Genomic DNA, 21,113 nt, shown 5'->3' on the forward strand with positions numbered 1-21,113 from the left:
CGCTCAAGCAGGTATTTTTATCTTATTTGCAACTAATCCGTAACGAATTTGTAACAAGATATCTGAATTTTGGAGGAAATAATGTCAAGGATTTTATTGGTTGATGATGATGTTGAACTCACCGAGTTACTGGCTGAAGTATTGCGCTTCAGTGGGTTTGATGTAGATGTTGCCAATAATGGACAGGAAGCCTTGGATAAATTAGACAGTAGCTATCAATTGGTGCTACTCGATGTGATGATGCCGGTGCTTAACGGTATTGAAACTTTAAAGCAAATTCGGCAAAAATCGCAGGTGCCGGTGATGATGCTAACAGCGCGTGGCGAAGATATTGACCGAGTCTTGGGGCTTGAATTAGGAGCCGATGATTATCTGCCGAAACCGTTCAATGATCGTGAACTAATTGCCCGTATTAAAGCGATTTTACGTCGCACTGAACAACAATCGCCATTTGCTGGTCATGCATCTAAAGTACCGGATCGTTTATTTGACGAAGGTACTATCGAATTCGGTGGGCTAAAATTATTAACCGGCCATCAGCAGGCGTTTTATAACGGTAGCGACCTTAATCTCACCGGTACCGAATTTGCGCTATTGCAAAAATTAGCCTGTTCTCAAGGTCGGGTGATTTCCCGTGAAGAACTCAGCTATGAAGTACTTGGTAAAAAATTAATGGCTGCGGATCGTACCATTGATATGCATATGTCCAATTTACGCCGTAAACTGCCGTTGCGTGAAGACGGTACACCTTGGTTAAAAACCATGCGGGGTAGTGGTTATTTGTTGGTTACCGAGTAATGCGCTATAAATTGATCAACTTCAACCATTTAACAGTTCGCACATTCAGTGTTTTCTGGTTTTCTTTTCTAACATTAGTGGCAATGTTGGTAGCATTGCCCTATTTTGATACTCGTACCTATTCCGCCCTGAATGAAAGTGAAATAGCTTTTTATCAAAAGAAATTGGTTGAATCGATCCGTTCTAATAAAATCAAAGCGATTATTTCCGGTGTACCTGTATTGCCTAGCGATCGTTTTGATGCAGCCCGTCCGGTTTTAATCGATACAAAGACCCATCAAATCATGGGCGCGTTAAATAGTGAAAAGCTAGATCTGATCCGCTTTGCTGAAAATACCGATAGTTTTTCTCCACCGAAACGTAAAAATTTTCGTGATTTGCAAATTGCCGGCCCTTTTCCTCTTTATGTTGATGAGGCAGAAGATCCTTATTCATTATTTTTTCTTTCCTATGTAGATAGCCAACAAGAAATTCTCCGCTATATGTTGGATAACCCTTGGTTGTTGCTCGGTCTCGCTTTGTTGATTACGACACCGTTATTATGGTGGTTTACCTACACCATCGTGAAACCGATCACCCGTTTACAAAAAGCAGCCAACAATGTTGCTGCAGGAAACTTTAAGGTAGATCCTCAGCTGGCAGCTAGCGGACCGGCGGAATTTCGCGAAGTCGGAAGTAGTTTTAATAAAATGTCGGCAGCGATTGATAATTTGATTTCTAACCATCACAATTTACTTTCTTCTATCTCCCACGAGTTGAAAACTCCACTTACCCGCTTGCAATTATCCGTTGCATTGATACGTCATCAAGTCGGCGAAACAGAATCGGTACAACGCATCGAAAAAGAAATCGGGCGGATGGATAAAATGATTAGTGAATTGTTGTTACTTTCCCGGCAGCAAATGGATTCACGTATTCAACATGAGATTTTCAGTATCGATCAGATTTGGTTAGATGTTGTGAAAGACGCCCAATTTGAAGCAAAACATCGCGGTATCCGTTTTAATCTAAGTATTCAAATTGAACAACCGGGACAATTGCCAATTTATGGAAATCTGGATTTGTTACAAAGTGCAACCGAAAATATTGTGCGTAATGCCCTCAAATATACGAAGGATGCTATCGCGCTCAAAATTTTTCTGCAGGAAGACGAAAAAAATGAATACTTACGTATTCGAGTTGATGATAATGGGGCAGGGTTGGATCCGTCTGAATTCGAAAATATTTTTAAACCTTTCTATCGGGTGGATGAAACCCGTACCCGTTCTACCGGGGGCACAGGATTGGGATTGGCGATCGTGGCGAACGTGATCAACGAACACCAAGGGAAAGTTTGGGCAGAACAAAGTCCATTAGGCGGTTTGGCCGTCATCATTCAGTTACCACTCTGGCAGTAAACGCCCCTTCAAAAATTTAAGTTTTTTGAAAAATAAAAGCTAAGTTATTGATTTTATTAGTGTTGATTTTAAAAATAATCGCTAATTCATTTTTTCTGAAAAAATACTGATTTGGTTATAAATTCATCATTTCTTATATTTTTTAGAGCTAAAATATAAGCCCTTCAATTGTTTTAATCTATTTATTTTCATTATTTATCGAATAAATCCTTATTTCATATAGGGATATTCTATCTAAAGTCCTTTCTGTTTTCTCTTAAATTAGGATTCAATATATTGTTTTTATTAATAAAAAATAAATTTTAACCATATATTAACAATGTGCGACATTATTCATTCTACATGGTTCAAAATAAAATGGTCTGACAAGCAGGGGTGTTGCAATGTGCTAGAGTCTTGATGTCCAAAGTTGTACAAACTTTGGAGTGTAATCCCGATTAGAGGATTTTTCTCATGGAAAAGCTGTGAGGCAAAAAATGAAGAAACAAACTTTTTGTTTGCAAAAATCACTACTGCTTTCACTAGGAGTTTTGGCTATTTCGTTTAGCGCGATGGCCGGCTCACAAAGGGTTACTGTTAACGGGAATATTTATAATTCCTCTAGCGGTAGCGGTAAGGCAATGGTGAATATTGGTTCTACTGTCGGAAAACGCATTGGTAATAATTCACAAAATGTTTCTGTAAGAGGTAACTTGGTGAATCGCGCCAGCGGTAGAGGCAGAGCCAGTATCAATATAGGTTCAGTGGTCAATGACGGTGGGAGTTATGTCCAAGCCGTGAGCGTCGCTGGCTCTATAGTGAATGCCGCTTCGGGAGGTAAATCCGAGGTGAATATCGGTTCTATAGTAAGAGACTTTTAGTCTATTTAGTATAGGAATTCAGTGAAATAATCATTCATTTAATGGGAATTTAAATTCCCTTTTAAAGAGGAAATACTATGAAAAACTTGATTAAAATCGGTTTAGCTGCAACTTTTGCTGCATCTCTTGCTTTATCAGCTAATGCAAAAATTGAAATCAGAGGAACCAATGATCAGTCAGTGAATGTTCAAGGTGCTGTAACTAATATTGCGGTTAGCAACAGTAAAGCCACTCAAAACTTAGCTTCCAACCATGGTAAAGTGACAATTAACGGTAACAATAAACAGCATGTTGAGATTACTGGTGCAGTGACTAATATCGCAGTCAATGACAGTAAAGCTACTCAAAACTTAGGTTCAAATAGTAGTATTGAATAATATGTAATTAATTGGTTATTGGAGAGATTCCAATAACCAATTTTTCTATTTTAGACCTGAGAACTCTTTTGAGGAGGGTTATCTGATGAAAAGCTATCGATATCTTATCTTTTTCAGCATCTCGTTTTTTGCTGTTAGTTCTTTTGCCGGTAATAATGAAGAGTTGGTGCCACGTAAAGGCTTAGGACCGCTAGATCGAGCAAAGGTGAATAATGTACAGGCTCAGAAGTGGGCGCGTATTGGTATGGGCATCGGTGAAGGGGACGAGCAGGCGGATGATACAAGAAATAATGCTAATTCGATGAGCAGTGGTTATGGTGGTATGCGTTCACGAAACTGTTCAACCAATGTCGGAACAATACAGAATCAAAAAGGTGCAAGCTCTGGACGTTACGGCCCTAGAGGCAAGGGAAATATCGTTGTTGTGAAAGGCGATGTCATTAGCGTTTGTAAATAATTAATAATAACAATTTGGATATATTATGAAGTTGCGTAAGACTTTTATTTCATGTTTCTTAATCTCTAATTTAGTCGGTTGTTCATTGTCACCAACCAACTTAAAGGATGATCGACCATATATTGGTTCAACTACTACACATAATTCGCCGGCAGTAGAACCTGTGCGTGCAATGACCAGTTTTAGTGATAGTTTGAACTGTATGGATGACCTATTACGTCAAACTGGTTTGGGCGAAACAGTTGTTGCGGTTAAGACTGTGAAAGATCCTTCCGGCAAGGCTGCTGCTGCGGCAAACGAGATGATAGTTACAGCACTCTCGCAAATGTCACGAACCAGCGGTGCATTTAAAGTTGTTGATTTTGAGGTTGATCCGTTGAAACAGGATACCGTACAAACATTGACTAACCTTCTACTACCTACCGGCTCTATGCAAATTCCTGCGCCACAACTTTATATTTCCGGTGCCGTATCCTATGTTGATCAAAATGTCCTACGAAAATCCAATAGCGCCGGTGTGTCCTATGGCGAAGATGGTGAGTTGGGTGTTTCCAATGATTTAATGACTACTGCTTTAGGCTTAGAGTTACATATCGGTGATTTCTTAACACGTACACTTTATCCAGGAATTGATTCGGCCAATGAAATTGTGGCGGCGGCTAAGGGACTTGGTGTGGATGCGGGAGCCCGAATTAGTAAAACAGGCGTGCAATTTTCCTTTGAGCGGAATTTATCCCAAGGGATAGGGGGAGCAATTCGAACCTTGGTAGATCTAGGGACTATCGAGTTAGTCGGAAAGCTATCTAAGGTTCCTTATTGGCAATGTTTATCCCTCGATCAGGCGCATCCTGAATTCCAACGGGAGTTGCTCGATTGGTATGGTGGTATGGGAGAACGTGAAAAAATTAAGTTCTTCCAAACAGGGTTGAGAAATTTAGGTTATTACAACGGCTCTGCTAATGGTAAGAGTACGATTGAATTCCGTCAGGCATTATCAGCCTTCCAAAAGGATAATAATGCAACACCATCCGGCTTTATTAATTTTGAAAGCTATGAACGCTTAATGAAAAATTATGTACGAGCTGATGCTAATGGTAATTTCAAAAAAGTAGGAATGACGGCCTCAAATACCAATGATAAAGAAAATGAACCACGTGAAGGATATCCTTACTTCTATTCGGATAAAGAATCACCGATTAACGTGGCTATTCGTTTGGATAAACCAACTTATAATCGTGGTGATAGCTTGCAATTGGATATAGCGGTGGATAATGACTCAACCTATTTGGCCTGTTTCTACCAGGATACATCCAATACAATTAGCCAAATTTATCCAAATCCATTAGAGCCAGAACGTTTGGTTTCTAAAAATAATCCGCTAAAAATTCCTGACTCAGATGCCTTTAACTTAAGTTTAAGCAAGAAGGGGAAAGAATCGGTTATGTGTATGGCTTCTTACTATAGCGTGACAGATAAACTCAATAATAATTTGGGCGCGGCTTTCCAACCATTGAAAGTAAAAAATATGGAACAATTGGCAAACCAATTAAAATCTATTTTTGGCGAGGATATAAAAGGTATACGAACTGTCAACTATCAAGTGAAGTAACACTGCGAGAGGATAAACATGTCGTGTAATTATGTAATGTTAAGAAACTGTATCCCCGCAGTGTTAGCGGGGTTCATCAGCCTTACCACGCAAGCGGAAATTGTGATTAATCGTCCATTGGAGCTGCCACAAACCCCTAGTGAAGCATTATCAACGCAGGATTCTGGCTACTCTTTGGTAATGGCTTATGACAGTTACCATAATAAACAGTATCAAGATGCTTACGAAGAATTTGAGTTTTTTGCGAAGAAACAAGATCCTAAAGCATTGATGGCAAATGCCTATTTGTTATTTAGTGGTTATATTTCTAAAGATTTCGCTAAAGCCTCGGAATACCTTACGAGGGTAGCTTCTTTAAAGTATGCTCGTGCGGTGTATTTGCAAGGATTACTTGAAGCCAATCGGAATTCTGGCCGATTGAATAAAAGTGCGGAGCGTTTTATTAATCAGGCAGCTGTGATGGGGGATTATGTAGCGGCCAATGCATTGGCAAATTTTCATTTTCAACACGGAAATTACGCATTAGCTCAACGCTGGAATGAAAAAGCCGTTGAGTTAGGAAGTCCGGCAGCACGCCAGAATCAGCGAATTATATTGAATTCATCAAGAGAGGTGAGCACTCAACCAACGATTTCCAAAGAGGTTGTGAATTCCTCCAATACAGGCGTTATTGGTGAATTGCGTCAACGTTCATTGGCCGGTGAAGGTGGTGCTAGTTATGATTTAGCGGTACGGTATCATAAAGGGATCGGTGTCGCGGTAAATTTCGGTGAAGCAATTCGGTTATATCAATTGGCGGCTAAGCAGGGAAGCAAAGAGGCGAAAAAAGTGTTACCGATTTTGCTTTCCCGGCGCTCACCAAGTGGTAATTTAAATAGTATGTGGATGCAGGAGATGTCTAATATGATGCCGAGCCCGGTGATCGTTCAAGAAGCTCCAACACACAAGATGACTGAGCATAATTTAGCTGAGCGTGCAGCAGAGCAAGAGAAAATATCTGCAAATATCCAACCATTACAGGAAGATGATCCCTTAGATGGTTTACTGCGTTTAGCTCCTAATCAATAATTTATCAACAATAAATAAAGGAAGGTCTCAATGAAACTCACTTATTCTAAATTGGCTATTGTGCTGTTTGGCTGTTCAGCATTATTTGCTCAAGCGGATAATAATCAATCAGTTTCCATTAAGGGGACGATAATTAATTCTTCTAGTGGTGGTGGCGAGTCCGTACAAACAATTGCAGGTAAAAAAAGTACCGTAGTGAATGGCACAATTATTACGCATAATGGAGAAACTATTGTTAATACCACTAATGAAGGTGGGGCGAGCACTGGCAACATTAATGCAACATTAAATGGTAAGGATTTTTCTGGTCAAAATTTAGCAGGACAGAAATTTGTTAATTCAGATTTAGAAAATACGAATTTTAGTAATGCAAATTTGAGCGGTGCGAATTTTATTAATGCAAACTTGCAAAATGCTAATTTTTCTCAAGCAAATCTGCAAGGCGCCAATTTTACTAATGCGAATTTGGAAAATGCAGATCTACGCGGTGCTAATTTGAAAGATGCAATTCGTGTGAATGCTAATTTAAATGGTGCAAAAACCCAAGGTACACTTTGGGAATAATGCTACTACTAATAAAAAAACCGTCATGATTGACGGTTTTTTTATGGATGATAAATAGCGAATTTTATTAGAGAAATTCTATTCTCCTTTTAATCCAGCCAAAATTGGGCAGTCGGGAGAGCTATCTCCTTGGCAGCTATCATGCCAGGATTGTAATTCCTTAACCATTGCTTGTAATCGTTCGATTTGTTGATTTAGTGTTGCAATATGGGCTGCGGTAAGTGCTTTGACTTCACGACTGCAACGATGAGGATCATCCTGTAATCGTAGGAGCTGTTCAATTTGTTGTAAGGAAAAGCCAACATCCCGCGAATGTCGAATAAAGGCCAAGCGTCCTAAATCCATCTCTTCGTAATAACGATAACCCGCAGCAGTACGTTTGGCTGCACCGAGTAGTCCTAATTTCTCATAATCCCGAATTTGTTTAGTGGAAAGTCCAACAGCCTTTGCAGCTTGACTAATATTCATAAAAAACACTTGACCTTAACCTAATGTAAAGCTTTATAGTAATGATGTTTCAAACAAAATCAACCCAATCTTAGGAGGTCCTATGAAAACTATTACTTTAACTGTTGAAGGCATGACTTGTGGTGGTTGTGTCAAAAGTGTCACCCGTGTATTAGAAGAATTAAGCGGAGTATCGCAGGTAGAAGTGAGCCTGGAAAAGCATAATGCAGAAATTACTTTTGATGAATCACAAGTGAATGTTGCGCAATTAATTGAAGCGATTGAGGAGGCTGGATTCGATGCCAACGAATAAAAAAATTGCTATTCAAATCGAGGGCATGACCTGTCAAACCTGTGCCAATCGAATTGAGAAAGTCCTCAATAAGAAGCCCTTTGTACAACAGGCTGGTGTTAATTTTGCCGCGGAGGAAGCTCTAGTGGAGTTTGACTCGTCGGCTGCATCCGAACAAGACATCTTAACCATTATCCAAAAGGCCGGTTTTTCCGGTAAGGTTAAAACCGATGCCATCGAAGCGCCACAGAAAGTTGCAAAAGTGAGCCTCAGATTGTGGTTGCTATTGGCAATAAATCTGGTTTTTTTAGTCGGCATGGCAGGAATGTTGCTCGGTCGTCACGATTGGATGTTACCGCCGTTGTGGCAATTAGTATTAGCGGGGATCGTCCAATTCGGTTTAGCTTGGCCATTTTATCGTAGTGCTATTGGCAGTTTGCGCGGTGGTATGGCTAATATGGATGTATTAGTCAGTATTGGTACGCTGACAATCTACGGCTATTCGGCCTACATGCTATTTACCCGTGATGCGATGCATGTTTATTTTGAAGCATCGGTGATGGTGATTGGTTTTGTTAGTTTGGGCAAATTCTTGGAAGATCGAACCAAAAAACAAAGCCTAAATAGCTTGGGGTTATTGTTGCAACTGACACCGAATCAAGTGAATGTGCAACGCGATGGCCTGTGGCAGTTGCGATCCTTGGATAGCGTCGCGGTGGGCGATGTGTTGCGCGCTAATCATGGCGAACGTATTGCTGCCGATGGTGAAGTAATTCAGGGGAGTGGTTGGTGCGATGAAAGTCATTTAACCGGTGAGTCTCTCCCATTACAGAAAGTACCGGGGAGTCAGGTATTGGCCGGTGCATTGGTTAGTGAAGGTTCCCTTATTTATCGAGCGCATCAGTTAGGGCGTCAAACCCTACTCGGCGATATGATGCATGCATTGTCTGAAGCACAAGGGACGAAGGCGCCAATTGCCCGTTTTGCCGATAAGGTGGCCGGCGTTTTTGTACCGACAGTATTATTGCTTTCCTTTATCACTTTTTTACTGACACTATGGTTTGTACAGGATGTCACTACGGCGGTTATCCATGCCGTGGCGGTATTAGTGATTGCCTGCCCGTGCGCCTTAGGGTTAGCTACTCCTGCCGCGATTATGGTGGGGATGGGGAAGGCGGTGAATGCTGGTATTTGGTTTAAGGATGCGGCATCCTTGGAAGAAAGTGCCCATGTAAATTGCGTTGTACTAGATAAAACCGGCACCTTAACCAAGGGCGAATTGACGGTCGCTGCAGTTTGGCAAGCACAGGACTATTCGCTAGATGCGGATACGCTTTATCGCTTGGCTGCCAGCGTTGAACAAACTGCTAATCACCCATTGGCGCGCGCTATTGTTCAGGCTGCGCAAGCGCGAGGGCTCACCTTAGCTTCTGCAGAAAATGTACAATCCTTGGCTGGCGAAGGTGTTGCTGCGGATATTGCTGGGGTCGGACGGATAAAAGTCGGTAGTGCAGCTTTCTGTGGTTTAACGCTCCCAACAGATTTACCCTCAATTTGGTCGATTGCTAGTATTGTAGCGGTGGCCGTAAACGATCGACCAATCGGTGCATTTGCTTTGGCGGATAGTCTGAAAGAGGATAGCCGACAGGCGATCACGCGTTTGCAGCAGGCTAATATTGAAGTGGTGGTGATGAGTGGTGATCAGCAGTCCGTGGTCGATCATATTGCTCAGCAATTAGGCATTAAGCAGGCTTTTGGACATTTGTCGCCGCGTGATAAGGCCGCCCGTATTGCCGAGCTAAAAGCGCAAGGGAAGATTGTTGCGATGGTTGGTGACGGAATTAATGATGCTCCGGCCTTAGCGATGGCGAATGTTAGCTTTGCTATGAAAGGGGGAGCCGATGTTGCACAGCAAACGGCGTCAGCAACATTGATGCAGCATTCGGTAAATCAATTGGCGGATGCCTTGGTGATTGCCCGTGCGACCTTGAAAAATATTCGGCAAAATCTCTTTTTTGCATTGATTTACAATGTGTTAGGGATTCCGTTGGCCGCCTTAGGGTTTTTAACACCGGTATTGGCCGGTGCGGCGATGGCAATGAGTTCGGTATCGGTGCTGATGAATGCCCTACGCTTAAAACGGGTAAAAATCCGCTAAATTTCAATGTAAAAGACCCGCAATCCTATCGGTTTGCGGGTCTTTTTTTATTAACTTTAATAAAATCAAAGGGTTATCTGCTGTTTTAGACAAAACTCTGATTTTCATCGGGGCGTTTGGCGAGGCGTTGAAACTAGTAATCCCATTGCTCGGGATCGATGCCTAATTCACGCATTACTAATTTAGCATCCTCGGGGATCTCATCACTGCGTTCTTTCATTAAATCTTCATCGGTTGGTAAGGGTTGACCGGTAAAGGCATGCAAAAAAGCTTCGCAGAGTAGCTCGCTATTCGTAGCGTGACGTAGGCTTTTCAGTTGGCGGCGGGTGCGCTCATTGGTGAGAATTTCCAACACTTTAATTGGAATAGATACCGTAATTTTTTTGACCTGTTCGCTTTTTTTGCCGTGTTCCGCGTAAGGGCTGATGTATTTGCCGTCCCAATTTGCCATAACTCACCTAATAAACGTTAAAAGACTGTGGGTATTTTAGAGAAAATTATCAAAAATAACAATCTAGACGGCTAAACTGCCATCCGTCTTTACAAAAATATCTTAATCTTTACAAAGATTTACCTGAATTTACAGAACTTTAAGGCATATTCTTAGACTAATCACGGCGTTGCAATGGCAACGACATATATTTATTAGAGGATCATTATGTCTAAAAAACTTTTTGCTGAATTTTTCGGTACTTTTTGGTTAGTTTTCGGTGGCTGTGGCTCAGCTTTATTTGCCGCATCCGTTAACTTGGGAATCGGTTATCTTGGCGTTGCTCTGGCTTTCGGTTTAACCGTGTTAACTATGGCATTTGCCGTAGGGCATATTTCTGGCGGGCATTTTAATCCGGCGGTAACCTTAGGCTTGGTTGCGGGCGGCCGTTTCTCAGCCAAGGAAGCGATTCCATACATTATTTCTCAAGTGCTCGGTGGTTTACTCGCCGGTGCCGCTTTGTATTTGATTGCTAGCGGTAAAGCAGGCTTTGATGCAACGGCAGGTTTTGCATCTAACGGTTATGGCGAACATTCGCCGGAAGGCTATTCAATGGCTGCGGTATTTATTGCTGAAGCGCTATTGACCGGTTTCTTCTTGTTGGTGATTCATGGTGCTACCGATAAACGTGCGCCGGCAGGCTTTGCTCCAATCGCTATCGGTTTATGTTTAACCTTAATCCATTTGGTATCTATCCCGGTATCCAATACATCTGTGAATCCTGCACGTAGCACTGCCGTGGCTTTCTTCCAAGGTTCTTGGGCGGTAGATCAATTATGGTTGTTCTGGGTGGCGCCAATTGTTGGCGGTATCATTGGCGGTTTGATTTACCGCGTATTGCTTGAAAAGAAAGATTAATTGAGCAGCAAATAAAAAGCACCGTTAGGTGCTTTTTTTGTTGCTGACAAATCCTTCAAGAGCCTTAATTACCTGCTCAATTACCTCCGGCCAATAAATTAACGGAGAGCTCTGACGGAATGCTTGTATCGATGGATACCATAGATTTTCTCGCTCTAATCCCCAGCGCCAGTCCATGACAAATGGCAGCAATAAGAAAGTGGGCACATTCATGGCGCCGGCCAAATGGGCCACTGAAGTATCTACGCTAATTAAGAGATCCAGATTTGCTAAAGCGGCTGCAGTATCACTAAAATCGCGGCAGTTCGGGCCGATGAGTGGCACACTATAACGCTCCATTAATGCTTGTTCAGCCTCATTCAACTCTTTTTGTAGGCAAAACCACTGATATTCGTTGTGCGATAATAAGGATTCGACTGGCGCCAAATGATGAATTGAGCGACAGTGATCGTTTTCATGGGTCGATGAGCCCCGCCATACCAAGCCGATTTTTAATCCTGTGTTGGCTTTGATACGTGGAGCCATGGTGGCGACACGAGCCGGATCGGCAAATAAATAGGGAATACGTTTTGGTAGTTCGGCAAACGGCTGTGAGACATGAGCTAGAATGCTATGCGGATAAACCCAATAATCGAACTCGATAGATTGCTCACGCCAACTCTCGGTATCGATAATCTGATCAATATCCGGGTGCGAACGCATAATTTCTGCAATTGGCGGTTGCACAATAAAGGTTAACTGCGCCGGCTTTAAGGTTTTGAGGTAATGGGCCAGTTGGCTAAACATAATCTCATCACCGAGGCCGAACTCACTCCATACCACTAAATGTTTCCCCGCCAAGGGTTCTCCTTGCCAACATTTATGAAGTAGCTCAGCGGATGGCGGGATAGTGCTACGGATGGAATGACGCTCTCCCAGAAAGAATTCCCGTTGCCGGAATCCACGTGGGTAATCACCGATGTTTAGGCGTTGCAATAGGGTGAAATAATGCAGATTTGGTTGTGGGTTGCGGAAGAAGTAATGCAACCAGCTGTTGACAGCAGCTTCGGTTACCCCTTGCATATTATAAATTTGAGCTCTTGTATAAGGCGCTAGCCGTTCTCGCGGATAACTTTGCTCTAACTGATTGAGGGCATTTTGTACCCGATAATCGGTAACCGGATAATTAAGTAATTGCGTGCTTAAATTTTGTTGTAATAGCTCTTGGGCGGCCAATGGCTTTTTGCGTAATAACCAAATATCCCGATTATCGGTGACTGGTTGATATTCAAAAATCATCTCCAAATTATCTGCCAACATTTGTGGATTACAGTCTTCAATCGCTTCTAATGCTAAATATCCCCCTGCGCTTAGGGCATCTCCCCAACACAACAGATGTTCTGTATCGTAGGAAAGACCGCTATCGACAAAAATGATATCCATAGAACCGCTTTTGACTCGGGATAAACGATCCCGAGGTCCCATGGATTTATCCCAATCCTTCAGTTCTAAGGAGGCTAGAAAATCAGCTGTAAAATGCTTCAGAAACGCCTCATCACAGAGTTTAAGTCCGGCTGTTGGGTTACTCACCGAGATTCTCCGCATTGCTTGGTTTACGACGTTTACCGATATTCTTACTGTCTTGATGACGAAGTTTGACTTTTTTCTTTTGTGCGTCTTTTTTCTGTTGCGCCTTCTTATCCTTAATCCGCGCTTTCTGTTTTTTCGAAACGGATTTGATTTCACCGTCTTTTGGTGCTTTGGTACGTGGTTCTAATCCTTCAATGACCCGCGCTTTTAGCGGCTCTTCGGTATAGCGTTTGATTTTACCAAGCAATTTATAATCGTGGGCTTCCACCAAAGAAATTGCATTGCCCTTTTTACCGGCACGCGCCGTACGGCCAATACGGTGAAGATAGGTATCGGCGCTATATGGCAGGTCAAAATTAATGACCCAGTCCACATCGGCAATATCAATACCGCGTGCGGCAACATCGGTTGCTACGAGCACATTGACCACGCCATTTTTTAGTTTATCGATTGCATTATTACGCTGGGTTTGTGCCATTTCCCCTTCCAAGTAGGTGGAACGGATACCGCGTTTGCGTAAGGTTTCTGATAATTCCCGTACCGCTTCGCGTCGACGGACGAAAACAATGCCACGAGACACCTGTTCATTGTCGATCAAACGGGCCAGCAGCTTGATTTTGTGTTCCAGATTATCGGCGTGATAGTACCATTGGTTGATTTTTTTACGTTCACGGCGGCTAGGCTCGGCATCAATTTTCACCGGATCATCTAATAAACGGGCAGCAAAGTCCTGTAATAGCTCGCCTTCTAAGGTGGCAGAAAAAAGCATGGTTTGCTTGCGCCAGCGGGTTTCTGCGGCAATTTTTTCCGCATCTTGGCCAAATCCCATGGCCAACAAGCGATCTGCTTCATCCAAAATTAAAATTTCTACCGCCCGGCAGTCAAAGTTTTCTTCTGCGATATATTGCAGCAGTCGTCCCGGAGTGGCGACAACGATATCTTGGTTTTCATTGAAAATTTCACCGTGGTTTTGGTAAGCCACACCACCGGTAATAGTGGCGGTTTTTAAATTGGTGAATTGGCAGAGCTGCTCTGATTGCTCGGCAACCTGCATCGCTAATTCGCGTGTTGGGGTGAGTACCAGTACCCGTGGGGCACCCGGTTTACGGCGCGGATAGTCCAATAGATGTTGAATGGCCGGTAATAAAAATGCGGCGGTTTTGCCGGTACCGGTTGGTGCGCTTCCTAACAGATCGCGTCCTTCCAATGCGGTCGGAATGGCCTCATTTTGTACCGCGGTAGGGCGGCTATAGCCTTTTTTATCAATGGCTTTAAGGAGTTCCGGGGATAGCTCGAAGGCTGAAAATTGGCTGAGATTCATTATTTTGTCGTCGCTTGGTAAAAGTTTGCTAAAATCGCGGCGGATTATACCTGAATAGATATAAAAATGCTGTGAATTTGCAGGATAGAAAGAGATTTCATTGTGGCCGATTTTACCTTTAAACAATTTCAAATTAAGCAACAGAATTGCGCCATGAAAGTGGGAACCGATGGCGTATTATTGGGCGCTTGGGCGCCACTGGATAATGTTCAACATATATTGGATATGGGGACCGGTACCGGGCTGTTAGCTTTAATGGCCGCGCAGCGTGCGCCTCAAGCGACAATTAGTGCGGTGGAATTAGATGCAGCAGCTTGCCACCAAGCAGTACAAAATGTGGCGGCGTCCCCTTGGTCTGAGCGAATTGAGCTGTATCATGCGGATGTAGGGGCGTTTTGTCGCCAGACAACGCAAACCTTTGATTTGATTGTTGCCAATCCGCCTTATTTTCCAGTCGGAGTGGCTTGTGCATCGCCATCCCGCGCGCAGGCTCGCTATCTGCAAGAATCCCATTGGACTTGGTTGAATTGGGCTGGATGCTGTTTAGCTGAACAAGGACGTGTGGCCATGGTGTTACCTATGGAGGCGGGGCAGCAACTGATTGCACAGACACAGAACGAACCGGCTGCTGCTTGGCATTGTATTCGGCAAACTCAGGTGATCACCAAAGCGGGTAAGATGCCACAACGAGTATTACTGCTTTTTGCGCGCTATGCGCAGCTATGTGTGAGCGATAGCTTAACGGTGTATGATGAGAATAATCGTTATACGGAAGGCTTTATTGCACTAACCCGTGACTTCTATTTGGCTTTCTAGAACGCCCCATGGGAAATCAGAGTTTTTTGTTAAAATGCATGTAACCAATTGATTTTATTAGATTTTGTTTTAAAAGTTGGTTTGGAATTTGAATGCCGGGATAAAATAAAAAAGGCGAATTAATATTCGCCTTTTGAGTTTTGGATTATTGTAAAGTAAAGCTGATTGGAACGCTTAATCCGCTTGGGAAGCCTGCCGGTTTCGGGCCAACTGCGTTGGCACTTCTCACAGCTTCTAAGGCTGCATTATCCAAACTTTCGTCACCAGATGATTGGGCTATCCGTTCACCATTTAAGGAACCATCCCCTCCAACGTTAAAGGCTACGGTGACGACACCTTGTTTACGCATCATGCGGGCGCGTGCCGGATAACGTTTTTGCCGTTCGATAGCTTTGCGGATTGCACTACGATAAGCCGCAATTTCATCGGAACTGGCTCCTGAACCGGCGGTTTGTCCGCTATTACCGGTTTGTCCGGTGGTCGTTTGCTTGGAGTTTACCGTGGCCTGTGAATTGACGTTACGATCACCGACCGGCAAGTTTTTCGGCATTTCGACCGGTTTTTCCTGCGGTTTTACCACTTCTTTTTTCGGTTTTGGTTTTGGCTTTTCTTTTGGTTTTTCCGGTTTTTTCTCAGGTTCTTTTTTCTTTTCCGGTTCCGGTTTTAAGGTCGGATCGGCAACCACTTCCTGTTTTTCCGGTTCCGGTTCGCTTTGCGGCTCGGGTTCCGGTGCGGGCTCTTCCATACGCATGCCTTGGATCATTTCCATCGAGATAGTGGTTGAGATTTCACCAGGCATGGAATTGGCTGCTTCCTCGTGCTTTTGCCAACCCCACCAAAGAGCGCCCACGATCAGACCGTGCACTAGTAAAGAAACCAGTAAACCTAAAAGTGATCGTTTGGCTTGTTGCTCGTTCATTGACTATTTCCTGTGGCCGGGACATTTTCCGTTTTTGCGCCTTGCGCGTTTTGCTCTTTTTTGGCCGGAGCGCCCTTATCTTTCATGGAAACAATGGCGACATTTTTAATATCATTTTTCGCCAACATATCGGTAATGGTGACAAAATCTTGGAAACTGGCTTCGGCATCAATTTTTAAACTGACTTTCTGATCCTTATTCCATTTTGCAATTTCTGCTTCCAAGTCTTCTTGAGAAATAGGTTTGTCATTGTAATACAATGACTTATCTGCAGTGACAGTAAGTAGTTTGGCCAATTCATCGGCTTTAAAGGCGACACTAGAACTGGCTTTTGGCACGTTTACCTTGATTTTTCCTTGGGAAATAAAGGAGGCGGTGATCAACACAATCGCCAATAGCACCAACATAATGTCGATGAATGGGATAATGTTAATTTCATCAAATTTTTTCACGGCTTATTCCTTATCTTTTTGCGCGTTTAACACTTTCCATTTTAAGCGGTTAACTTCGGCTTTACGGCCCAATGCGTTGTAGAACATCATGGATGGGATAGCCACCAAAATACCTAATGCGGTTGCTTTTAAGGCTAGCGATAAGTGCATCATCACGACCCCAGCATCCACTTCGCCCCCGCCATGACCAATTTGATAGAAGGTCAGGATAATCCCGATAACGGTACCAAGTAGCCCCACGTAAGGTGCGTTGGCACCTACGGTGGAGATGATCGTCATATTGCGTTGGAGATCGATATCCAAAGCATGAATATTGGAATATTTAGCAACATTAATGCGACTAAAGAAAATGAAGCGTTCAATCACCATTGCCAGCATAATGATGCTCATCAGCAGTAAAAGGCCAATAATAATGAAATCGCTGTAAGCTTGCAGAAATTCGATAAATTGTATCATCGTGAAATCCTTTGATAATGAGAATAAAAAGAAAATTGAGAATGAATTTCAATCAGGTTTGAAATTCTAGCAAAAGCCCGTGGGAGCGACAATAGAAAAATCTGTAGGCTACAGAAGGTTTTTTACGGTATGTTCAGGTTTTATTTTCATCCCTAATAAAATCAATGGGTTAGGGCATTTTTTTAGGGAAACTTGGTAATCCGAGGAGGCGTTGGTAACGAACCATTATGTGCTGTAGCTGTCTACAAACGCGTTCAAAGAAAAAGGAGACAACCATGAAGAAACTGAGCTTAGCTTTGAGCTTAGGCTTGGTCGCGTTAAGTGCCCAAAGTCTTGCTGTCACTCCCGAGGTGACCGATACTCCGGTTTATGGCAATCAACGCGGTGATCTTTTTGAGATGAAATTTTCACCCGATTTCCAATATCGCACCGTTGAGGCTGAAGTGAATGGGCAAAAGATCGCCTTTGTCGCCTATGAAAATTTGGTGTATGTGAAAAAACCATTAGCGCCGGCATATCAATCAATGAAATTGTATATTCCAAAGGCGTATTTTGAGGGCGGAGAAATTAACGGATTTAATGCGAAAACCGCACCGATTTTTATGCCGAATTCAGTAGGCGGTTATTTGCCGGCCAAACCGGCAGCTTACGATGACAAGGGATTCGGTGCACAGGGAGATAAGCCAAATGCAATTCTTAGCGCATTAGCTAAAGGTTATGTGGTGGCTAGTGTTGGCGCGCGCGGACGCACCCTGCAACAAGATGGACAATATATTGGTAAGGCTCCTGCCGTTATTGTGGATTTAAAAGCTGCGGTGCGTTATTTGCATTTTAACGATAAGCTCATGCCGGGCGATGCGAATAAAATTATCAGTAATGGCACTAGCGCAGGTGGGGCACTTTCGGCCCTCTTAGGGGCCGCCGGTAAATCAGCCGATTATGCTGATGCGCTGCGTGAAGCGGGAGCGGTGGAAGCATCTGAGCAAATTTTTGCGGTGTCCGCCTATTGTCCGATCGCCAATCTAGAACATGCCGATAGCGCCTATGAATGGGAGTTTAACGGTGTGAACCAATATCAGCGCGTGGATATGAGCAAGCTGAATGCGCAGAGCTACAACGATCGCAGCAAAGCTATGCAGATGGCGACCGTTAAGGGCAATTTGAGTGCGGCAGAGATTGCCGTCTCCGATGAGCTGAAAGCCGCTTTCCCGGCTTATTTAAACAGCTTGAATTTAAGGGATGCGCAAGGCAATCCATTAACCTTAGATAGCAACGGCGATGGCTCCTTTAAGGATTATCTGGCTGCGGCAGTGTTACGTGGTGCGCAAAAAGCCCAAGCAGCAGGCGTGGATTTACGTAATGTAGCCTATTTACAATGGCAAGATAATCAAATTAGTGGGCTGAATTGGCAGGGATATGTGCATTCTGCCAAACGGATGAAATCGCCACCGGCCTTTGATGCTTTGGATTTAAGCAGCGGTGAAAATAATTTGTTTGGTGATGGTACGGTCAATAATCGCCATTTCACCAGTTTTAGCCAACAACATTCCAGTTTGGATGGGCAAATAGCTGATGCTAAAGTGATTAAAATGATGAACCCAATGAGTTATCTGGCACAAAGCCCAACCCGATATTGGCGAATTCGTGCGGGGTCAATGGATCGTGATACTTCCCATGCGATTAGTGCAATATTGGCGGTTAAATTGGGAATGGCCGGCAAATCCGTGGATTATGCTATTCCATGGGGTGTCGGACATGGTGGGGATTATGATTTGGATGAATTATTCCAATGGACGGATGCCATCACTAAATAGCTGTTAAGCTGGAAAAGGGCGTTTATCACGCCCTTCTTTTTGGCGTGCAAACGCCCCCTCGAAAATCAACGTTTTTCTTTAAAATAATGCTAAATCATTGATTTTATTATGGTTGATTTAAAAATGAATTGCTTTCGGTTATGCCGGTTGTTTTTCCGCTTGTGCCAGAATAGCTTTGTGTTCGCGGATTAAATGTAAGAAGGCTTGGCCGAAGCGATCCAATTTGATTTGGCCGACACCGTTAATTTGTAGCATTTCAGCATTGGAGCATGGCAAATATTGAGCCATTTCCTGCAAGGTGGCATCGTTGAAGACGATATAGGGTGGGATATTTTCTTTGTCGGCGATTTGCTTACGCAGAAAACGCAGACGGGCGAACAGATCCTTGTCGTAATTGGCGGTGCGATGTTGCGGTGCGCGTGTTAATTGGCTAATCGCAGAAATACGCGGTAGTGCCAATTCCAATTCGATTTCACCCTTCAGCACAGGTTTGGCACTTTCGGTTAATTGCAGCGTTGCATGGTTGAAATCACTCAGCACTTGCTGGATAAAACCTAAGTGAATTAGCTGGCGGATCACCGATTGCCAATGTTCTTTGCTTTTGTCTTTGCCAATACCAAACACCGAAAGGCTTTCATGGCCACGTTCGGTGATTTTTTGATTGTGCATGCCGCGCAATACCGCAATTACATATTGAGCCCCAAAGCATTGGCCAACCCGATAAATGGTTGACATGACCTTTTGTGCATCGATCAAGCCATTGTATTTTTTCGGTGGATCTAAACAAATATCGCAGTTTTGACAAGGGGTTTGGCGATGTTCGCCGAAGTAGTTTAGCAACACTAAACGACGACAGGTTTGGCTTTCGGCAAATTCGCCGATGGCTTCCAGTTTATGTTGTTCGATTTGTCGTTGTGGAGTTTCCGGTTTTTCCAATAGCATTTTTTGTTGCCAGGCGTAGTCGGAGGGTTCGTAAAACAGCACCGCTTCCGCCGGCAAGTCATCACGTCCGGCACGGCCAGTTTCCTGATAATAGGATTCAATGCTTTTCGGCAAATCGAAATGAGCAACAAAGCGCACATTGGATTTATTTATTCCCATACCAAAGGCGATAGTCGCCACTACAACCTGAATATTATCGCGCTGAAAATCCTGTTGTACTTTCTCGCGTACCGCAATTTCCATACCGGCATGGTAGGCCGCGGCGGCAATCCCTTTGTGGCGCAAGCTTTCCGCAATGCGTTCAACTTTGTTACGACTATTGCAATAAATAATGCCACTTTTGCCTTTTTGTGCCTGAACAAAGCGCAGCAATTGCTCCATTGGTTTAAATTTTTCCTGCAGCGTGTAGCGGATATTCGGACGGTCAAAACTACCGATATATTGATGGGGTGACTGCAAATGGAGCAGGGTGAGAATATCCTGACGGGTTGCATAGTCGGCGGTGGCGGTGAGTGCCATAATTGGCGCCTGTGGAAAGGCGTTTTTTAGCCCGCCCAGTTGGCTGTATTCAGGGCGGAAATCATGTCCCCATTGAGAAATACAATGGGCTTCGTCAATCGCGATAAAGCTGATTTTAGCTTCAGCGATGAATTGAAAAAAACTATGGGTCATCACCTTTTCCGGCGATACATACAGCAGTTTAAGCTGCCCCGACATGAGTTTATTTTGAACCTGTTGCTGTTGTTCGGGTGTTTGGCTGGAATTCAGAAAATCTGCCGCTACGCCATTAGTTTGTAGCTGATCTACCTGATCCTTCATAAGTGAGATCAGCGGAGAGATGACTAAGGTCAAACCATCAAAACAGAGCGCGGGGATTTGATAACAGAGGGATTTGCCATTGCCGGTTGCCATGACCACTAAGGCATCTTGGCCACGTAGTGCGGCATCGATAACTTCAGCCTGGCCTTTACGGAATGACTGGTAGCCGAAAACCGACCGCAATACCGTTAATGCGGTCGATGAGTTAGGATTGGTGACAGAGGCGTCTTCGGCACTCATGCAAATTGCACCGGCGCACCATGGGCAGCGCAGGCTTCGCTAAGGCGATCCCAGAAGCGTGTGCCATCGGAGGCTATCCAGTCATTATTTTTAAAGACAAAATGGTAACCGCCCAAACGACTCGCCAACCAGAGTTCAAGTAATGGTTCTTGTTTGTTGATAACAACTTGGCTACGGTTATCGAAGGTGATGGTAAATACCGAACCTTGGGTTTCGCAGTCCACATCAGCTTCCTGCGCGTCTAATTGTTCTTCGATGTTCTGCCAAAGGGCTTCGATATTTTGGTGAAATTCTGCAACATTCATAAAAATTTTTCTGCTAAATCTGATAGAATGCCGCGGATTATAAAGCCTTTGACCGGGATGGCAAAGGCGGTTTTAGTTATCAATC

General features: G+C 43.6%; 22 protein-coding genes. 13 read left to right on the forward strand and 9 right to left on the reverse strand.

All coding sequences use genetic code 11. The features are described 5' to 3' along the window. Positions 1–81: 81 nt before the first annotated feature. From CKV74_RS04475 to CKV74_RS04510, 8 genes are all read left to right on the forward strand, one after another. Entirely contained in the window at positions 82–798 is a 717-nt protein-coding gene (locus tag CKV74_RS04475) for a response regulator (RefSeq protein ID WP_007242216.1), read from the forward strand. Beyond that, complete coding sequence (gene cpxA, locus CKV74_RS04480; RefSeq protein WP_095176792.1) at positions 798–2,195, forward strand: envelope stress sensor histidine kinase CpxA; 1,398 nt, start codon at positions 798–800, stop codon at positions 2,193–2,195. Before CKV74_RS04475 ends, cpxA begins: the two co-directional genes overlap by 1 nt. Before the next feature lie 476 nt (positions 2,196–2,671). Further along, positions 2,672–3,055, forward strand: a complete 384-nt coding sequence (locus CKV74_RS04485; RefSeq protein ID WP_007242250.1) for a hypothetical protein — start codon at positions 2,672–2,674, stop codon at positions 3,053–3,055. A gap of 77 nt (positions 3,056–3,132) precedes the next feature. Further along, positions 3,133–3,432, forward strand: coding sequence for a hypothetical protein (locus CKV74_RS04490; protein ID WP_007242173.1), 300 nt, complete (start codon positions 3,133–3,135; stop codon positions 3,430–3,432). An 85-nt stretch (positions 3,433–3,517) separates the two neighbouring features. Then, a complete protein-coding gene (locus tag CKV74_RS04495) occupies positions 3,518–3,889 on the forward strand; it encodes a hypothetical protein (RefSeq protein ID WP_007242255.1) in 372 nt (123 codons plus the stop codon). A gap of 25 nt (positions 3,890–3,914) precedes the next feature. Further along, positions 3,915–5,498, forward strand: coding sequence for a DUF4384 domain-containing protein (locus CKV74_RS04500; protein ID WP_164703783.1), 1,584 nt, complete (start codon positions 3,915–3,917; stop codon positions 5,496–5,498). Positions 5,499–5,516: 18 nt separating this feature from the next. Continuing rightward, positions 5,517–6,566: a tetratricopeptide repeat protein gene (locus CKV74_RS04505; RefSeq protein WP_007242161.1), complete on the forward strand. Its 1,050-nt coding sequence runs from the start codon at positions 5,517–5,519 to the stop codon at positions 6,564–6,566. Positions 6,567–6,596: 30 nt separating this feature from the next. Beyond that, positions 6,597–7,130 (forward strand): pentapeptide repeat-containing protein, encoded by a 534-nt coding sequence (locus CKV74_RS04510; RefSeq protein WP_095176793.1) that lies wholly within the window; start codon positions 6,597–6,599, stop codon positions 7,128–7,130. Between the two features lie 78 nt (positions 7,131–7,208). On the opposite strand, the gene cueR is transcribed toward CKV74_RS04510, so the two are convergent. Then, the gene (gene cueR, locus CKV74_RS04515; protein ID WP_007242029.1) at positions 7,209–7,598 is read right to left on the reverse strand and encodes a Cu(I)-responsive transcriptional regulator; all 390 of its coding nucleotides are present in this window, start codon (positions 7,596–7,598) and stop codon (positions 7,209–7,211) included. Between the two features lie 82 nt (positions 7,599–7,680). Here cueR and CKV74_RS04520 point away from each other — a divergent pair, with 82 nt between their 5' ends. Both CKV74_RS04520 and CKV74_RS04525 read left to right on the forward strand, forming a co-directional pair. Continuing rightward, the gene (locus tag CKV74_RS04520; RefSeq protein ID WP_007241944.1) at positions 7,681–7,890 is read left to right on the forward strand and encodes a heavy-metal-associated domain-containing protein; all 210 of its coding nucleotides are present in this window, start codon (positions 7,681–7,683) and stop codon (positions 7,888–7,890) included. Then, on the forward strand, positions 7,877–10,027 hold the full coding sequence (locus CKV74_RS04525) for a heavy metal translocating P-type ATPase (protein WP_095176794.1): 2,151 nt from the start codon (positions 7,877–7,879) through the stop codon (positions 10,025–10,027). The genes CKV74_RS04520 and CKV74_RS04525 overlap by 14 nt, the downstream gene beginning before the upstream one ends. Before the next feature lie 133 nt (positions 10,028–10,160). Here the strand turns inward: CKV74_RS04525 and metJ are convergent, their stop codons facing one another. Beyond that, the gene (gene metJ, locus CKV74_RS04530; RefSeq protein ID WP_007241935.1) at positions 10,161–10,478 is read right to left on the reverse strand and encodes a met regulon transcriptional regulator MetJ; all 318 of its coding nucleotides are present in this window, start codon (positions 10,476–10,478) and stop codon (positions 10,161–10,163) included. A gap of 207 nt (positions 10,479–10,685) precedes the next feature. Between metJ and aqpZ the strand changes: the two genes are divergently transcribed. Beyond that, positions 10,686–11,375 carry an aquaporin Z gene (gene aqpZ / locus CKV74_RS04535; RefSeq protein WP_007242026.1) on the forward strand — a complete coding sequence of 230 codons (690 nt, stop codon included), beginning with the start codon at positions 10,686–10,688 and terminating at the stop codon, positions 11,373–11,375. A gap of 24 nt (positions 11,376–11,399) precedes the next feature. On the opposite strand, the gene CKV74_RS04540 is transcribed toward aqpZ, so the two are convergent. Next, positions 11,400–12,944, reverse strand: coding sequence for a glycosyltransferase family protein (locus CKV74_RS04540; RefSeq protein WP_007241950.1), 1,545 nt, complete (start codon positions 12,942–12,944; stop codon positions 11,400–11,402). Continuing rightward, a complete protein-coding gene (srmB, locus tag CKV74_RS04545) occupies positions 12,937–14,265 on the reverse strand; it encodes an ATP-dependent RNA helicase SrmB (RefSeq protein WP_095177134.1) in 1,329 nt (442 codons plus the stop codon). Before srmB ends, CKV74_RS04540 begins: the two co-directional genes overlap by 8 nt. A gap of 102 nt (positions 14,266–14,367) precedes the next feature. Here srmB and CKV74_RS04550 point away from each other — a divergent pair, with 102 nt between their 5' ends. Continuing rightward, positions 14,368–15,081, forward strand: coding sequence for a tRNA1(Val) (adenine(37)-N6)-methyltransferase (locus CKV74_RS04550; RefSeq protein ID WP_039847772.1), 714 nt, complete (start codon positions 14,368–14,370; stop codon positions 15,079–15,081). A 145-nt stretch (positions 15,082–15,226) separates the two neighbouring features. Here CKV74_RS04550 and CKV74_RS04555 read toward each other — a convergent pair whose 3' ends face one another. Genes CKV74_RS04555 through exbB form a run of 3 tightly spaced genes read right to left on the reverse strand, consistent with a single transcriptional unit; the run spans position 15,227 to position 16,908 of the window. After that, the gene (locus CKV74_RS04555; protein WP_095176795.1) at positions 15,227–16,000 is read right to left on the reverse strand and encodes an energy transducer TonB family protein; all 774 of its coding nucleotides are present in this window, start codon (positions 15,998–16,000) and stop codon (positions 15,227–15,229) included. Next, positions 15,997–16,452: a TonB system transport protein ExbD gene (gene exbD / locus CKV74_RS04560; RefSeq protein ID WP_007242056.1), complete on the reverse strand. Its 456-nt coding sequence runs from the start codon at positions 16,450–16,452 to the stop codon at positions 15,997–15,999. The genes CKV74_RS04555 and exbD overlap by 4 nt, the downstream gene beginning before the upstream one ends. 3 nt (positions 16,453–16,455) lie before the next feature. Then, positions 16,456–16,908 carry a TonB-system energizer ExbB gene (gene exbB / locus CKV74_RS04565; protein WP_007241970.1) on the reverse strand — a complete coding sequence of 151 codons (453 nt, stop codon included), beginning with the start codon at positions 16,906–16,908 and terminating at the stop codon, positions 16,456–16,458. A 275-nt stretch (positions 16,909–17,183) separates the two neighbouring features. Between exbB and CKV74_RS04570 the strand changes: the two genes are divergently transcribed. Beyond that, a complete protein-coding gene (locus tag CKV74_RS04570; protein ID WP_007242021.1) occupies positions 17,184–18,722 on the forward strand; it encodes a subtype B tannase in 1,539 nt (512 codons plus the stop codon). A 138-nt stretch (positions 18,723–18,860) separates the two neighbouring features. On the opposite strand, the gene recQ is transcribed toward CKV74_RS04570, so the two are convergent. Beyond that, on the reverse strand, positions 18,861–20,723 hold the full coding sequence (gene recQ, locus CKV74_RS04575; protein WP_095176796.1) for a DNA helicase RecQ: 1,863 nt from the start codon (positions 20,721–20,723) through the stop codon (positions 18,861–18,863). After that, positions 20,720–21,028: an iron donor protein CyaY gene (gene cyaY / locus CKV74_RS04580; RefSeq protein WP_007241967.1), complete on the reverse strand. Its 309-nt coding sequence runs from the start codon at positions 21,026–21,028 to the stop codon at positions 20,720–20,722. The genes recQ and cyaY overlap by 4 nt, the downstream gene beginning before the upstream one ends. Between the last annotated feature and the right edge of the window lie 85 nt (positions 21,029–21,113).

Source organism: Haemophilus pittmaniae, from assembly GCF_900186995.1.
Lineage (GTDB): Bacteria > Pseudomonadota > Gammaproteobacteria > Enterobacterales > Pasteurellaceae > Haemophilus_D > Haemophilus_D pittmaniae.